Origin of the sequence: Paenibacillus sp. Mc5Re-14, assembly GCF_001049835.1 — a bacterium.
Lineage (GTDB): Bacteria > Bacillota > Bacilli > Paenibacillales > Paenibacillaceae > Paenibacillus > Paenibacillus polymyxa_C.
In genome coordinates this window covers 5164627-5179776 of the sequence record NZ_CVPD01000001.1, presented here as the reverse complement: position 1 = coordinate 5179776, position 15150 = coordinate 5164627, and the positions used below count along the sequence as shown (strand labels likewise).

The window sequence follows — 15150 nt, the reverse complement described above, 5'->3', positions numbered from 1 at the left end:
CGATCATCCATTCAGAATTCTAATCAAATTCGAACTTGTCTGTTTGTGTTATGAAAGGGTCTGTTCTCGTTGAATTTGATTTATTGTATCACAATACAGCGTAAAAGTAATGAAAACTTATGCAACTTTCTGCATCTACAGCCAAAAGGATTTTTTATATGGTTTATTAATTTTTCAAATGAGCTAGGTCGAGTTCATCTTTTGTTATCCTGTTCTCTCGTAAACAACAAAACGGTAGTCATACAGGTTTTTGTCGTCCTTGATACCTGGCGTCTCACTGACTATAGTCCAGCCGCTCCAATCCAGCTCAGGAAACGTCGTATCACCTTCAAAGGTCTCCTCAATTCGAGTCACAATCAGCCGATCAGCATGTGGCCAAAACAGTGAATAAATCTCCGCTCCGCCAATGACCATTAGCTCTTCTTTCTGGGCAAGTTGGAGCCCTTCTTCCAGCGTATGGATTACTTCCGCACCTTCCGCCTGATAGCGCTCATCTCGAGTCAAAACGACGTTACGGCGGTTTGGTAGGCTTTTCCCGCCAAAGGATTCCCACGTTTTGCGTCCCATGAGTACCGTTTTATTAATCGTCTGCTCTTTGAAGAAGGCCATGTCTCTGGGAAGGCGCCAAGGAAGACTGTTATCCCGGCCAATCACACCATTTTGTGCCATAGCCCATATCATCGAAATGCTCATCTTTCCACCTCCTCTAATCAGATGGCGACAGGCGCCTTGATCCCTGGGTGATGCTCGTAATTCTCAAAAACAAAATCCTCGTAAGTGTAATCAAAAATGGATTCCGGCTTGCGCAGGATTTTTAACTGTGGCAAGGGATAAGGATCACGCTCCAACTGCGTATGCACTTGTTGTATATGATTTGAATAAATATGCACATCGCCGCCTGACCAAATAAACTCTCCAGGCTCCAAACCGCACTGCTGTGCAACCATATGCGTCAGCAATGCATAACTAGCGATGTTGAACGGCAGTCCAAGGAATGTATCCACTGAACGCATCGTCAACATACAGGATAGCTTTCCCCCAGCTACGTAGAACTGGAATACAAAATGACATGGCGGCAACTTCATCGATTCAATTTCAGCCACATTCCAAGCACTGACGATATGTCGACGTGAATCCGGATTGTTTTTGATAGCCTCAATGACATTCGCAATTTGGTCAATATGTTGTCCGTCCGGTGTTTCCCATGCGCGCCATTGCGATCCATACACAGGTCCCAGATTCCCCTGCTCGTCTGCCCATTCATCCCAAATGCTAACTCCGTTCTCCTTGAGATAAGCAATATTGGTATCCCCTCGCAAAAACCATAACAGTTCATGTATAACGGATTTCAAATGTACTCTTTTAGTGGTCACCAACGGGAAGCCCTTGGCCAGATCAAAACGAAGTTGCCTTCCGAACACAGATAATGTTCCCGTCCCTGTCCGATCCTCTTTTTTCACTCCGTTCTCTAAAATATCCTCCAACAATTCCAAGTAGTTGCGCACGTTGTTTCTCTCCTTTGAGCATGAATAAAAAACAGCATCGTCAGTTTTTAATTTTTAAAATTCTCGATCTACCCCATTAATCTATATTTAGTTTATCATGTAGGGTACTTTTTTGACCATGTGCTGTGTGAATTTTCATGATAGTCCAATAATCTTAAAGTTTGAAAAAAAGAGACAAAGAGCGCAGATATAGCGCTCCTTGCCTCTTTTTTCATGTATGAAAACCAAAAACAAGATAATGAAATGGAATTAGCGACGTGGCGCCAATGCGTGGATCGGATGACCCATTACGACTTCTGCAGCTTCCATCACAAGTTCGCCCAGTGTAGGGTGAGCATGGATAGTCAAGGAGATATCTTCGAGTGTAGCACCCATTTCAATCGCCAGACCCAGCTCAGCAATCAGGTTGGAAGCTTCCAGACCTACGATTTGCGTACCCAGTACCAGACCTGTATCTGCGTCAGCTACGATTTTTACAAAGCCTTCAGCAGCGTTCAGGGAAACGGCACGACCGTTTGCTCCATAAGAGAACTTGCCAACTTTGACATTATAGCCTTTTTCTTTAGCTTGTGTCTCTGTGTAGCCTACGCTAGAGCATTCTGGATCTGTGAACACAACAGCCGGAATACATTTATAGTCTACAACAGATGGTTGGCCAGCAATTACTTCAGCAGCTACTTTACCTTCGTAAGAAGCTTTGTGAGCCAGAGCAAGACCAGGAACAATATCACCGATTGCGAAGATGTGAGGGATGCTTGTGCGTCCTTGGTGGTCAACTTTCACCATTCCGCGTTCATCCAGTTCTACACCGATCAAATCCAGACCCAGTTCACCGTCTGTATTTGGACGACGTCCAACAGTTACAAGCAGGTACTCAGCAGTTACTTCTTTGCTTTCACCGTTAACAGAGAATTTCACTGTTACATCTTTATCAGTTTGTTCCGCACTTTCCGCTTTAGCGCCAGTGAAGATTTCGATACCTGTTTTCTTCATGCTTTTCGAAACGATGGAAGTCATATCTTTATCGAAGCCAGGAAGAACAGTATCCATACCTTCAATGATCGTTACTTTGGAACCGAATTTGGAATACATTTGTCCAAGCTCTGCACCAATATATCCACCACCGATAACGATCAGGCTTTTCGGAATTTCAGGCAGGTTCAATGCTTCAGTAGAAGACAGAATGCGTCCGCCAAACGGGAATGGCTTCAATTCGATAGGACGGGAGCCTGTTGCGATAATTGCATTTTTAAAACGGTAACGTGGTGATTCATGTTCGTTGAATACACGCGCTTCGTTTTCGTTGATGAACATGCACTCACCGTTGAAAACTTCGACTTTGTTGCCTTTGAGCAAGCCGCTTACGCCGCCAGTCATTTTCTTAACAACACCGTTTTTGAATTCTTGTGTTTTTGCAAAATCTACTTTTACATTTTCAGCCGTAATACCGAAAGTTTCGCCATGTTTAGCTGCTTCGTATTGATGAGCTGCAGAGATCAAAGCTTTGGATGGAATACATCCACGGTTCAAGCAGACACCGCCCAGCTCAGATTTGTCAACGATCAATACGCTTTGTCCCAACTGTGCGGCACGGATGGCAGCTACATAGCCGCCAGGACCCGCACCGATAACCAATGTGTCAATATCCAGAGAAGCGTCTCCTACTACCATTGATTACACCTCCATTACAAGCAGCTCAGGGTTAGCGAGCAGCTGTTTAATATAGTTCATGAAGTTTTGAGCAGTTGCACCGTCAATAATACGGTGGTCAAAGCTCAGGGAAAGAGCCATTACTGGAGCGGCAACAATTTCACCGTTTTTCACGACTGCTTTTTCACTGATGCGGCCAGTACCCAAAATTGCAACCTCAGGAAAGTTGATGATTGGAGTAAAGAACATACCGCCTGCGGAACCAATGTTCGTGATGGAAATCGTGCTTCCTCTCATTTCATTGGCAGCCAATTTACCATCACGACCGCGTACAGCCAGGTCACGAATGGAATCAGCAATCATCCAGATACTCTTACGATCAGCATCTTTGATAACAGGAACGATCAAGCCGTTGTCTGTATCTGTAGCGATACCGATATTGTAGTATTTTTTGTAGACAATTTCGTTAGCTTCTTCGTCGATCGAGGCATTCAGAGCCGGGAATTGACGGGAAGCAGCAACCAAAGCTTTTACGATGAATGGCAGGTAAGTTACTTTTGTGCCTTTCTTCTCTGCAATTGGTTTGATACGAGTACGGAAAGCAACCAGCTCAGTTACATCCACTTCGTCCATAATTGTAACGTGTGGAGCCGTGTAAGCCGACTTAACCATAGCATTGGAAATTGCTTTACGGATACCTTTAAATGGTACGCGTTCTTCCTCAGCACGCGGGTCTGCAGCTGGTGCGGATGGTGCTGCAGCTTTCGCTTCTTTTTTAGCTGGCTCTTGCGCTTTTGCAGCTTCTTTCGCTACTGGTGCAGCCGCTTGGCCTCCACCATTTTTGAAAGCTTCTACATCTTCTTTAGTGATTTTACCGTTTTTGCCGGAGCCACTCACTTGAGCGATGTTAACACCTTGCTCACGTGCAAATTTGCGAACGCTAGGTGTAGCCAGTACGTCTTTGTTCGAAGCAGCAGGTGTTGCACTTGGTTGCGTGTTCGCTCCACCTTTGGCAGCATCCTCTTCTTGTTTAACAGCAGCTGGTGCTTCTTCTTGCTCAGGAAGTTCACCTTCAGCAGCGATGACAGCCACAACTTGACCTACGTTAAAGATGTCTCCGTCTTTGGCAAATACTTCTTGAACCGTACCATTAACCGGACATGGAACTTCAACTACAGCCTTGTCGTTTTGTACTTCCATGATAATATCATCATCAGTTACTTTGTCGCCGGGCTTGATGTGCATCTTGATGATTTCGCCTTCGTGAAGACCTTCACCCAGCTCTGGGAATTTATATTCAAATCTAGCTGCACCTGCAGCTCCGCCTTGTGCAGCAGCACTTGGCTCAGGGCTAGCAGCTGGCGCTTCTGGTGCATCTTCTTGTTCAGGAAGTTCACCTTCTGCGTCGATGACAGCCACAACCTGACCTACGTTGAAGATGTCTCCGTCTTTGGCAAATACTTCTTGAACCGTACCATTAACCGGACATGGAACTTCAACTACAGCCTTGTCGTTTTGTACTTCCATGATGATATCATCATCAGTTACTTTGTCGCCGGGCTTGATGTGCATCTTGATGATTTCGCCTTCGTGAAGACCTTCACCCAGCTCCGGGAATTTATATTCAAATTTTGCCACGTTTAAAACCTCCCAAATTTACGGTGTGCTTTAATTAAAATTCCAATACTTTATTAACCGCATCAATGATACGTGTTGGCGTTGGCAACCAAGTATCTTCAATTTGAGCAAATGGATAAACGGTATCCGGACCTGCTACACGCAGAACTGGTGCTTCCAGATGCAGGATTGCTTTTTCGTTAATTTGTGCAATAACTTCAGCAGCAACACCGGCACTCTTTTGCGCTTCTTGAACAACGATAGCACGATTGGTTTTTTGAACAGAGGCAACAATGGTATCAATGTCAATTGGGCTGATTGTACGCAAATCAATGATTTCCACTTTAATACCCTTTGTTTTTTCCAGCTCTTCAGCAGCCTTAACTGAAGTGTGTACCATCATACCGTAAGTAATGATCGTCACATCGGAACCTTCACGAACTACATTAGCCTTGCCCAGTTCAACTGTGTAATCATTCTCAGGAACTTCAGCACGGAATGCATGGTACAGGTTCAAATGCTCCATAAAAAATACTGGATCGTTATCGCGAATAGACGCGATCATAAGACCTTTTGCATCGTAAGGGTTGGAAGGAACAACAACCTTAATACCTGGTGTTTGAGTCAAAAGACCCTCCAAGGAATCTGTATGCAGCTCGGCTGCCTTAACACCGCCACCAAAAGGTGTACGGAATACGATTGGAGAATTGTAACGTCCGCCGGAACGGTAACGCATACGGGATGCTTGAATTGCCATTTGATCGAGTGCTTCAAAGATAAAGCCTACGAACTGGATTTCAGCTACAGGGCGGAAACCTTGGATACCCAGACCGACAGCAAGACCCCCGATTGCGGATTCCGCCAGCGGAGTATCGAATACACGTTCTTCGCCAAATTCTTTTTGCAGACCTTCTGTAGCGCGGAACACGCCACCTACATGACCTACGTCTTCACCGAAAAGCAGGACGTTAGGGTCGCGTTTCAACTCTACGCGCAGTGCGTCACGAATCGCTTCTTTCATGTTCATTTGTGCCATTTGCTTCATTTCCTCCTTAAACATTGACAGATCAGTTTCAGTTCAGGTCAATCGAAAAGCAGACCGGATCGGGTTGCCGCCCGGTCTCTTTCAAGTTCAATTATTTAAAATCAGCTTTTTGTTCTTCCAAGTGCTTAGGCGTAGTTTCGAACATGCTATCGATCAGGCCAGGAATTGTCATTTTTTCTGTTTTCTCAGCTTTTTTGATCTCTTCGTTCACTTTTGCCTTAGCTTCTTCTTTTACGCGAGCTGTATCTTCTTCAGTCCAAAGACCTTTTTTCTCAAGGTATTTCGCAAAGCGGGCAATTGGATCTTTTGCATTCCATTCGCCTTCTTCTTCTTTAGAACGATATTTCGTCGCATCATCAGAAAGGGAATGCGGACGGAAACGGTAAGTAACGGCTTCAATCAATGTTGCACCTTCGCCATTACGTCCACGCTCTGCAGCTTCTTGAACAGCTTTAATAACTGCAAGCACGTCCATACCGTCAATTTTCACGCCTTTAATACCAGCAGCTACTGCTTTATGAGCGATCGAAAGGGCAGCGGTTTGTTTCGAGAATGGAGTTGTGATCGCGTAACCATTGTTTTGCACAAAGAAAATAACTGGCAATTTGTACACACCAGCATAGTTCAGACCTTCGTAGAAGTCACCTTCGGAAGAACCACCGTCACCTGTATATGTAATGACGACTTGTTTTTGTTTTTTCAGTTTGTAGCCCATTGCAATTCCCATAGCGTGCAGAATTTGCGCGCCAATGATGATTTGCGGCATCAATACGTTAACGCCGTCCGGAATTTGACCACCATGTTGATGACCACGGGAATACAAGAAAGCTTGATATAATGGCAGGCCATGCCAAACGAGTTGCGGAATATCTCGGTAGCCTGGTGCAATAAAGTCTTCTTTTTGGAGCGCAAATTCACTACCAACCATTGTTGCTTCTTGTCCGGATACCGGAGCGTAGAAACCGAGACGTCCTTGACGGCCCAAGTTAACAGCACGGTCATCCCAAGTACGTGTAAATACCATACGATACATAATTTCTTTCAATTGATCATCTGTAAGTTTAGGCAATTTATCTTTATTGATAATTTCACCATCCGGAGAAAGCACGGACAGAGCCTCAACTTCCTCTGTGTAAACTTCATAAGGAACCTTGCTCATTTTCTTCACCTCAACAAAAAAATTTGAATATCAAGTTCCGCTGTTATAGGATTATTATACACCTGTTATATCGCTCGCGTCAAAGATTTAGTTATTTTTTTTGAGTTTGGCACATTTTTGTGTATGTAACAGGGTGTGTTTTTTACTATAACAGCTTAATACATGATTGAAATTTTAAACATCTATTGCAATCAGGGTAATCTTAACTTATTGTGATCCTTAATGCAAAATAATACCCAAGAAAGGTGACGAAAAATGACGGATTCTCGGTATTTAAAACGAACCATCCTTAAAGACGAAGTAGATAGCCGCTTACTTGGCGAAACCCGAATTCTTCGGATTTATTTGCCGCCCGGCTATAATGAAATATTGAGCTACCCGGTCGTCTACTGTCAGGATGGAGAGGAATTCTTCAACTTTGGACGAATTGCAACACACGCCAACCGTCTCATACTGGATGAGGGCGTGGAACCCTTCATTATTGTAGGCGTGGAAGTGAACACCAAAATCAGAACTCAGGAGTACGCTCCCTTCGGCAATCGTTTTGAGGCATACACTGCCTGTTTTGCAGAAGAGATTATTCCCTATGTGGAACAAAAGTATCCTATAAGAAAAGATGCAGCTTCCCGCATTCTGGCTGGGGATTCACTGGGAGGCAGTGTGTCTTTGCATTTGGCGCTATTGTATCCTGAGCTGTTTAATCGCATTATTAGCCTTTCAGGTGCCTACTATGAAGCTTCGCAAGAAATTATTGCCCGTGAGAAAGAACTGTCGCATCTAAATGTATGGATGACAGTTGGCCTTCAGGAAGATGCTTTTGAGAGTGATACCGGCATTTACAACTTTGTAGAGCTGAACCGTCAATGCGCAGATTTACTGCGCGAGCGGAATGCTGAAGTTTCTTACCGTGAAAAGGATGGCAAACATTTATGGGGCTTTTGGCAAAACGAGTTGCCTGACGCGCTAATGTATTTTCTGGATCGTGCCTGAGTAAAAAACATCCCAGACAATGATGAGGAATGAGCATTGACCTAGGAGGTCATAAGGCTCCTTCCTCTTTTTTTATAGTTTGGTTGCGCTTTCAAAAATATATAACGGAAAACGGCAATGATTGCCGTCATCTGTCGTTCACATTATAGCTTTTCTTCTATGATCTTGTCCAGCAAGGCCTCGCATCCTGCGTCCAATAATCGATAGGTCTCTTCAAAGTTCCCGGTAAAATATGGGTCGGGTACTTCTCTTAACTTTTCTCGAGGAAGCAAATCCATGAATTTTAGAATATCTGCATCTGCTCCACCTGCAAGTTTACGCATGTTTCGTTCATTAGAGTCATCCATGCACACAATATAATCAAATGCGTCAAAATCACGATCCGTTATTTGCCGTGCCTGTATGCCTTGTTCGCTGATTCCGTGCAGTTTAAGCTGCTTTAGCGTTCCCTCATGCGGAGGATTTCCAATATGCCAGTCGCCTGTTCCAGCCGAATCCACCCGAATTTGTGCGTCTAATCCCCGTTCCTTTACTTTATGTCTCAGTATTGCCTCCCCCATGGGAGAGCGGCAAATATTGCCCAAACATACAAACAAAACGTTAATCATTTCGTTCCCCCTCCTATTCACGTCACACTTTTTTTCTGTTCCATTGTAGCCAGGTCCTCCAAAATTGTGCAAGCCATATTTAACGCGGTATACTTAAAATGATCGTATATCTGGAACCGTATGCAGAAAGAAAGGATGTTGGTTATGATGAAAAAGCGAGCCATTGTATTTTCAGGCGGTCGTCTTAATGAAGAAGATTTACAACAAATACAACCCGATGATTTTATTATAGGCGCAGATAAAGGTGCCCTTTTCCTGATAGAACACGGTATTACACCACATGTCTCTGTAGGAGATTTTGATTCGATTACTTCAGAGGAACAAGAACAGGTAAAATCAGCAAGCCAACGTATGATTGCGTGCGATCCAGTACATAAGGATCTAACTGATACAGAGCTTGCTTTAGAAATTGCTATGGAAGAACAAGTAGATCATGCACTCTTGCTCGGTGTTACTGGCACTCGAATGGACCACACCTTAGCCAATGTTCAAATATTAGTACGGGCCATGCAGCATCACATTAGTTGCGCTATCATGGACGCACATAATTATATTGAGCTGACCGGATCAACGCTCGAGATCCAGCCCATGGGCTATACATATACATCCCTGATTCCTATGACCGCCGAAGTAACAGGTATACAACTGGAAGGATTTATGTATCCTCTTCATAATGCCACCCTCAAAATGGGACAATCACGTGGTGTCAGCAATAAGCTAACAGCTGCAAAAGGTACTATTTCTGTCAAAAGCGGTCTACTACTCGTTATTCAAAGCAAGGATTAATTATGACATTGTTGTAACTATTTAAAAAGTTGTTCACACACTCAAAACCCTTGATTAACAAGGGTTTTTCGGTTTTTTAAAGGTACTAGAATTTATTTATTTTTTACAAATTGTAATTTTTAATCGTTTTTTAATAATCGCGATGTAAGCCTTGCCCCACAAGCATTTGAGAGTAGTTTTCCAACTATTAGGCGGCTTCAAAACTGTTATACTCAACGCTGTCAGTTAGTTAGCAACTCAGCAAAATATTGCACAAATCAATTTTTGGAGGTACTTACAACATGAATATGCATAAAATCATAAAAAAGGTAATTATCGCAGGAGTCGCTGCCACTATCGGCTTTGGTACTTTTGCCATTGAGGGAGCAAATACAGCACAAGCTGCTACTGCTACTACTACTGTAGGTCAAAAAGTAATTAACTACGGCAAAAAATATATGGGTACTCCTTATAAGTTTGGAGCTTCCACAAGCACCACACGCAATTTTGACTGTTCTTCTTTCATGAAGCACATATTCAAGAAATACGGAGTCGATTTGCCGCGTACTTCTGTTCAACAGTCTAAAGTCGGACATGCCGTATCCAAGGCCAATTTGAAAAAAGGTGACTTAGTGTTCTTTTCAAGCGGTAGCCGTGCCACAGGGCGCAATATTACTCACGTAGCAGTATATATGGGCGGGGGTAAAATCCTACACACTTACGGTGGACCTGGGGTGACCATCTCTGATTTGAACTCCGGCAACTGGAAAAGAACGTACATTAAAGCACGTCGCGTGCTGTAATGTAGAACTCATTTAAGATTGGTAAGCCGGGACGAAAAGTCTCGGCTTTTTTTTATTTAAACTTTATGCTATTTTGCTTCAGTTGGCGTTCTGAGTGAATAACCAATGCCTCGTTCCGTTCGAATCATTTTAAACTTTTGCCCTCTATCTACTTTAACCCTTAAATGCCTGATGTACACATCTACTACGTTCGTATCAGCGATATAATCATGTTTCCAAACATCCTTTAAAATTTGCTGCCTGCTACAAACTTGGTTAAGATGTATCGCCAGATGTAGCAAAAGATCGAATTCTTTCGGAGTTAATTCCAGCTTTCGCTCCCCTCTGCTCACCATTCTGCTTGCAGTGTCTATATGTAAATCCCCTGCCTCGATTGCTCTTTTCACATCACGTTCAACACCAAAAATTCGTAATAAATTAGCTACTCTAGCCTGAAGAACTCTAGGATAAAAGGGCACTACCATTACATCATGTGCTCCTTGTTCAAAGCAGTAAACCATAAGTGCTTCCTCATCTGATGAAATCATTACAAGCAGTGGAACATGAGGATAATTCTGCTGCAAAATGCGAATCAAGCCTTGAGTGTCCGCCTGTTCATCTTTAATGTTCAGGAGTAGCAAACTCACAGGATTTTGAGCTATATAAGGGCTTACATCCGACGTATTACGAACATGAACCACCTGATAACCTGCCTGCTCCAATGGATGAACGAATACAGCGGGCGCTTCATTTTCATCCACAAGTACAATTAACGGGCTCATCTTTTCACCCACCTGGTTTGGACATCGCATTACATATTGGATACGAACAAGTTTGTTATAAGCCATTAAAACATATTTGTGTTAGTGTAACAAAAAAGCAGAAAATCATTCTCAAAGAATGGTTTTCTGCTTTATGCTTTATGGTTTATGGTTTTCAGCCCAAATAGCGATGATATAGACTTCTTGCTTTTGCCACGTCCTTTGTCCCATGGATCAGCGCTCTGCCATCTGCAAAAACAACTAAGCGATGCTCGCCCACACTAAAGGAAACCAGATACGAATTCCACTCTACGTTCCCCTCACCCAATGCTGTAAATCTATTTGCTATCTCTGCGAGATTCAGATGTGTTCGGTTGGCAGGTCTTATTTGAACGGTATCCCTACCGCACAAAACATCTGTTTTCTGCCGATAAGAGGCTGATAAATAGGGATACGTCGGTTGGCTACCGCAAGAAGGACAATTCGCTTTTTTAAGACGATCCACTGCTATTGCTACATACTCATTTTTCCACAAATCAAACGAAAGCAACTTTCCTCTCAAGTTCTCGGGATATCCACCAAGAAGCTTGAAAGCTTCCGTAGTCTGGTTAGCGGTGACCATTTGTACTGCCTGCGGAATAATCCCGGCCGTATCACAGGTCTCCTCTCCAAGCGGTACAGTTCCCATCAGACAGTGTAGACAAGGTGTCTGACCCGGTAAAATAGTGTAAGTTACACCGTAGCTACCCACACATCCTCCATAAATCCAAGGAATGCGATGCTTGAGTGCCATGTCGTTCATAAGAAGCCGGGTATCGAAATTATCGGTTGCATCCATCATGAGATCTACCCCCTGGATCAACTCTTCCAGCTCTTCTATCCCAACATCCAAGACATGTGCATGTACAATTGTTTCCGAATTAATATCCTTTAATCTTCGCTGGGCAGCTACTGCTTTGGGACACCTTTGCACAGCATCACTTTCCTGAAAAAGCTGCTGGCGCTGCAAATTGCTCCATTCCACATAATCCCGGTCTACCAGGCTTACTGTACCTACGCCTCCACGAACTAACGTTTCTGCAATACCTGTGCCCAGCGCTCCAACACCTATGATTAGTACGTGAGAGGAAGCAAGCCGGCGTTGGCCTGCAGGCCCAAAGGGTGCAAACCTTTCCTGTCTGGAATAACGGTCACTTTGTGGTGGTTCAGCAGCAGATTTTTTAGTAATCCTCATCCCTGAACCATGCCTTCTATCGGACTGCTTGCTGAAGCATAACGTTTTACAGGAATCATCCCCGCCTCAAATCCATATCTACCTGCACGTACAGCCAGCTTCATGGCCTCAGCCATTTTCACAGGATCCTTCGCTCCTGAGACAGCTGTATTTAGCAGAACACCATCTGCTCCCAACTGCATTGCCATTGCTGCGTCACCAGGTGAGCGAATACCAGCATCGACAATGACCGGAACTTCCGCTTGCTCGATAATCAACTCTAACGAAAACGGATTGAGCAAACCATGTCCTGTACCAATCGGCGACGCTCCAGGCATTACGGCATGTACTCCAAGCTCTTGCAACCTCTTCGCTAGTATCACATCATCCGATATGTAGGGTAGCACGACAAAGCCTTCCTCTAGCAACTTTTCACTAGCTTTCAATGTTTCAAAAGGATCAGGCAACAGCGTCTTGCTATCCCCAATGACTTCTACCTTAATCATATCGCACAAGCCGGAGGCTTTTGCCAACTTGGCAATACGGATTGCCTCCTCTGCTGTTGTTGCCCCCGCTGTGTTGGGAAGAAGTGTATACCGGCTCAAATCCAGTGTATCGAGAAAATGCTGCTTATCCCGTTCCTCCAAATTCAGTCTGCGCACAGCGAACGTTAATATTTCCGTCTCAGCAGCCTCTACAGCTTGGGATTGGATATCCCGATCCGAAAATTTCCCTGTTCCCAGCAACAGCCTTGAGGTAAAAGATGCTTTTCCAATGGTTAACATGATCAACCGCCTCCTACAAAATGTACGATTTCTAGGCAATCTCCATCCTTAAGTACCGTTTCATGATGATCTTCACGGGTCAATATATGCCGATTCAGCTCTACCACTACGGTTTTCACCTTTAAATCAAGTTCATGCAGCAATTGATCCACACGAGTGATTCGATTGGAAATGGTCATACTCTGTCCGTTAATGGTCAGCTTCATAAGCTTTCCTCCTTGAGAAGTTCAGAAGAAAATTTACTTATTCCAAGTCCAGCTGCACCAGCCCCTTCAAGCATAGCTGCCATCGCTCGCCCAGTCGCATCACTAAGCAGGACACCGTTGCGATAATGCCCGACTGCAGCATAGACGCCCTCTACTCCAGGAACAGGGCCAATGAAAGGACTCCCCGCAGCTGCCTGCGGACGCAAGCCTGCCCATGCACGTACAAAAGAAGCTTCCTGTACACGCGGTAACCAGGCAGATGCACGTGCTAACAACCCCTTTAAGCCTCCTACGGTCACCTCTTTGTCATATTGATGCGGAAGACTCGTGGCACCAATCCAAAGCTCGTTATTCTGTTTAGGCACGAGGTAAATATCGTCAGCATAAATGGTATAATCTAACGGATGATCCTTCAAGGAGACTGCTACCGCTTCGCCCTTGACCGGGTATAGTGGATAATCAAACCCAATTTGTTCTAGCAAGTTCAAGCTGTCCAAGCCTGCGGCAATCACGACCTGATCACAGGAAAAAAATCCACTATCCGTTCGCACACCGCAAACTCGACCATCCTGTATGACCAGTTCCTCAGCTTGAGTTCCAGACCATATTGTTGCTCCCAGCACCGCAGCTGCCCCTGCATAAGCACGGCAAAGCTGGACAGGAGACACTTGTGTCTCCTTTGATCGGTAGATAGCCCCAATTACTTGATCTGCCAAGCCCGGAATCCGTCGGGCCAACTCCTTGGCATCCCACCAAATGGGACGATCATCCTCTCGCATATTCGCAGCATTCCAGCGTTTTTGGCCCTCTGCTTCCGAACGAAATGGGGTCACAAATCCTCCTGTACGAAAGTCCACTGAAATACCCGATAAACGTTCCAAATCACAGACAAGGTCAGGGAATGCATCTCGACTTGTACGGGCAAATCGTGCCAGCTCAAGGTCTGCAAACTCTTCACTTTCCGCTGCCAGCATTCCCACCGCTGCTCCTGATGCTCCCTCACCAGGGATCCATCGTTCCAGCATGATCGTACTGCGTCCCTCCTTAGCCACATGATAAGCAATGGAACTGCCGATCACACCTCCGCCTATGACCAAGCATTCAGCGTGTCCTATCGCTTTTTTCTCTGTATGTGTCTTTGACATATGTTCCGTGTCTCCTCTCCAGTAAACATTCTGCTTTCCCTTCGTCTCGTTTTCTTGCTACAGGTCGTGAACTACAAGATCTACCATTCGCCTATATTCCATCGCTGCTGCAACGGGTGACTTTGCTTCCCATATACCAGACATCACCGCAATTCCGCTTGCTCCAGCATGATAAAGCTCTGGAACATGATGGGGTTGTATGCCTCCCAGCGCTATCACCGGAATGTCCGACAATCTGCAAATGCGTTCAAGCTGTGCTATACCTCGCGGTACAAGACCGGCTTTACAATGGGTCTCATATACATGACCAAATAGTACATAGTCTGCTCCAGCCTGCTCGGCGGTCTGCACCTCCTCCAAGGAATGTACAGACACTCCACAGCGTGTACCCTCTGAAAGTAGACTTTTCGCATCCACCACAGATAACCCATTAGCTGGAAGCTGGACAGCTCCTGCCGAGGTAAGTAAAGCTACGTCCACGCGGTCATTTACTACAATTTGCCGCAAAGGAACTTCCTGCTTGATCATGCTACGAGTCAAAGAAAGCAAAGCAGAGGCACCCTTCTGTTTCGAACGTGCGTGTACATAATGAATATAAGGACAAATAGCGGCAGCCACTTGGGGTACATTCACACAGGAGACACTTTCCATCGTAATTACGTGTAATTCGATCTCATTTTCACCTCACTTGGACTAAAGAATATGAACTTGTGTTATCAAAAAAATCGTATTAGCTGAATCTATATTGTTTTAGCTCCATATTGGGTAATATCGGAGCCAGCCACATATACCAGCAATAATGAAAGGAGATTATATGTAAATCCGTCTACGGAAACTCGAACAAATGAAGATGAACGAAACGCAAAAAGCCACTTCCCAAAGGAAGTGGCTTGACAAACGTTCAAAATCAAACGGACTA

16 protein-coding genes are annotated in these 15150 nt (G+C 44.6%); 3 read left to right on the top strand and 13 right to left on the bottom strand.

Annotated features, from left to right (window positions below; translation table 11 throughout):
* Nucleotides 1–204: 204 nt before the first annotated feature.
* The 6 genes from BN1546_RS23615 to pdhA form a co-directional block, all read right to left on the bottom strand.
* Nucleotides 205–693: a dihydrofolate reductase gene (locus BN1546_RS23615; RefSeq protein ID WP_013371452.1), complete on the bottom strand. Its 489-nt coding sequence runs from the start codon at nt 691–693 to the stop codon at nt 205–207.
* Nucleotides 694–710: 17 nt separating this feature from the next.
* Nucleotides 711–1505, bottom strand: coding sequence for a thymidylate synthase (thyA, locus tag BN1546_RS23610; RefSeq protein ID WP_013371453.1), 795 nt, complete (start codon nt 1503–1505; stop codon nt 711–713).
* Between the two features lie 249 nt (nt 1506–1754).
* Nucleotides 1755–3176, bottom strand: a complete 1422-nt coding sequence (gene lpdA, locus BN1546_RS23605) for a dihydrolipoyl dehydrogenase (RefSeq protein ID WP_013371454.1) — start codon at nt 3174–3176, stop codon at nt 1755–1757.
* 3 nt (nt 3177–3179) lie between these two features.
* The gene (locus BN1546_RS23600) at nt 3180–4793 is read right to left on the bottom strand and encodes a 2-oxo acid dehydrogenase subunit E2 (RefSeq protein WP_090738946.1); all 1614 of its coding nucleotides are present in this window, start codon (nt 4791–4793) and stop codon (nt 3180–3182) included.
* Between the two features lie 34 nt (nt 4794–4827).
* Nucleotides 4828–5808, bottom strand: coding sequence for an alpha-ketoacid dehydrogenase subunit beta (locus BN1546_RS23595; protein ID WP_013371456.1), 981 nt, complete (start codon nt 5806–5808; stop codon nt 4828–4830).
* Nucleotides 5809–5908: 100 nt separating this feature from the next.
* Nucleotides 5909–6976, bottom strand: coding sequence for a pyruvate dehydrogenase (acetyl-transferring) E1 component subunit alpha (pdhA, locus tag BN1546_RS23590; RefSeq protein WP_013371457.1), 1068 nt, complete (start codon nt 6974–6976; stop codon nt 5909–5911).
* A gap of 255 nt (nt 6977–7231) precedes the next feature.
* Between pdhA and BN1546_RS23585 the strand changes: the two genes are divergently transcribed.
* The gene (locus tag BN1546_RS23585) at nt 7232–7966 is read left to right on the top strand and encodes an alpha/beta hydrolase (protein WP_016821912.1); all 735 of its coding nucleotides are present in this window, start codon (nt 7232–7234) and stop codon (nt 7964–7966) included.
* A gap of 143 nt (nt 7967–8109) precedes the next feature.
* Here the strand turns inward: BN1546_RS23585 and BN1546_RS23580 are convergent, their stop codons facing one another.
* Nucleotides 8110–8574, bottom strand: coding sequence for a low molecular weight protein-tyrosine-phosphatase (locus BN1546_RS23580; RefSeq protein WP_090738945.1), 465 nt, complete (start codon nt 8572–8574; stop codon nt 8110–8112).
* A gap of 144 nt (nt 8575–8718) precedes the next feature.
* On the opposite strand from BN1546_RS23580, the gene BN1546_RS23575 reads away from it, so the two are divergent.
* Together BN1546_RS23575 and BN1546_RS23570 are read left to right on the top strand one after the other, a co-directional pair.
* Nucleotides 8719–9360: a thiamine diphosphokinase gene (locus BN1546_RS23575; protein ID WP_090738944.1), complete on the top strand. Its 642-nt coding sequence runs from the start codon at nt 8719–8721 to the stop codon at nt 9358–9360.
* 281 nt (nt 9361–9641) lie between these two features.
* Entirely contained in the window at nt 9642–10142 is a 501-nt protein-coding gene (locus tag BN1546_RS23570; protein WP_090738943.1) for a C40 family peptidase, read from the top strand.
* Nucleotides 10143–10210: 68 nt separating this feature from the next.
* On the opposite strand, the gene BN1546_RS23565 is transcribed toward BN1546_RS23570, so the two are convergent.
* The 6 genes from BN1546_RS23565 to BN1546_RS23540 all read right to left on the bottom strand — a co-directional run bounded on the left by BN1546_RS23565 (nt 10211) and on the right by BN1546_RS23540 (nt 14882).
* A complete protein-coding gene (locus BN1546_RS23565; RefSeq protein WP_013371462.1) occupies nt 10211–10903 on the bottom strand; it encodes a response regulator transcription factor in 693 nt (230 codons plus the stop codon).
* A 154-nt stretch (nt 10904–11057) separates the two neighbouring features.
* Entirely contained in the window at nt 11058–12116 is a 1059-nt protein-coding gene (locus BN1546_RS23560; RefSeq protein ID WP_090738942.1) for a ThiF family adenylyltransferase, read from the bottom strand.
* Nucleotides 12113–12880 (bottom strand): thiazole synthase, encoded by a 768-nt coding sequence (locus tag BN1546_RS23555; RefSeq protein WP_090738941.1) that lies wholly within the window; start codon nt 12878–12880, stop codon nt 12113–12115. Before BN1546_RS23555 ends, BN1546_RS23560 begins: the two co-directional genes overlap by 4 nt.
* 2 nt (nt 12881–12882) lie before the next feature.
* Nucleotides 12883–13086 (bottom strand): sulfur carrier protein ThiS, encoded by a 204-nt coding sequence (gene thiS, locus BN1546_RS23550; protein WP_013371465.1) that lies wholly within the window; start codon nt 13084–13086, stop codon nt 12883–12885.
* Nucleotides 13083–14231 carry a glycine oxidase ThiO gene (gene thiO / locus BN1546_RS23545; RefSeq protein ID WP_090738940.1) on the bottom strand — a complete coding sequence of 383 codons (1149 nt, stop codon included), beginning with the start codon at nt 14229–14231 and terminating at the stop codon, nt 13083–13085. Before thiO ends, thiS begins: the two co-directional genes overlap by 4 nt.
* Nucleotides 14232–14288: 57 nt before the next feature.
* Nucleotides 14289–14882, bottom strand: a complete 594-nt coding sequence (locus BN1546_RS23540) for a thiamine phosphate synthase (RefSeq protein ID WP_014599813.1) — start codon at nt 14880–14882, stop codon at nt 14289–14291.
* Nucleotides 14883–15150 lie beyond the last annotated feature (268 nt).

Bases quoted from the DNA above. Each gene is read 5' to 3' on its own strand.
- BN1546_RS23615 (WP_013371452.1), bottom strand. From the start codon at position 693: ATGAGCATTTCGATGATATGGGCTATGGCACAAAATGGTGTGATTGGC.
- lpdA (WP_013371454.1), bottom strand. From the start codon at position 3,176: ATGGTAGTAGGAGACGCTTCTCTGGATATTGACACATTGGTTATCGGT.
- BN1546_RS23595 (WP_013371456.1), bottom strand. From the start codon at position 5,808: ATGGCACAAATGAACATGAAAGAAGCGATTCGTGACGCACTGCGCGTA.
- pdhA (WP_013371457.1), bottom strand. From the start codon at position 6,976: ATGAGCAAGGTTCCTTATGAAGTTTACACAGAGGAAGTTGAGGCTCTG.
- BN1546_RS23585 (WP_016821912.1), top strand. From the start codon at position 7,232: ATGACGGATTCTCGGTATTTAAAACGAACCATCCTTAAAGACGAAGTA.
- BN1546_RS23580 (WP_090738945.1), bottom strand. From the start codon at position 8,574: ATGATTAACGTTTTGTTTGTATGTTTGGGCAATATTTGCCGCTCTCCC.
- BN1546_RS23575 (WP_090738944.1), top strand. From the start codon at position 8,719: ATGATGAAAAAGCGAGCCATTGTATTTTCAGGCGGTCGTCTTAATGAA.
- BN1546_RS23570 (WP_090738943.1), top strand. From the start codon at position 9,642: ATGAATATGCATAAAATCATAAAAAAGGTAATTATCGCAGGAGTCGCT.
- BN1546_RS23565 (WP_013371462.1), bottom strand. From the start codon at position 10,903: ATGAGCCCGTTAATTGTACTTGTGGATGAAAATGAAGCGCCCGCTGTA.
- BN1546_RS23560 (WP_090738942.1), bottom strand. From the start codon at position 12,116: ATGAGGATTACTAAAAAATCTGCTGCTGAACCACCACAAAGTGACCGT.
- BN1546_RS23555 (WP_090738941.1), bottom strand. From the start codon at position 12,880: ATGTTAACCATTGGAAAAGCATCTTTTACCTCAAGGCTGTTGCTGGGA.
- thiS (WP_013371465.1), bottom strand. From the start codon at position 13,086: ATGAAGCTGACCATTAACGGACAGAGTATGACCATTTCCAATCGAATC.
- thiO (WP_090738940.1), bottom strand. From the start codon at position 14,231: ATGTCAAAGACACATACAGAGAAAAAAGCGATAGGACACGCTGAATGC.
- BN1546_RS23540 (WP_014599813.1), bottom strand. From the start codon at position 14,882: ATGGAAAGTGTCTCCTGTGTGAATGTACCCCAAGTGGCTGCCGCTATT.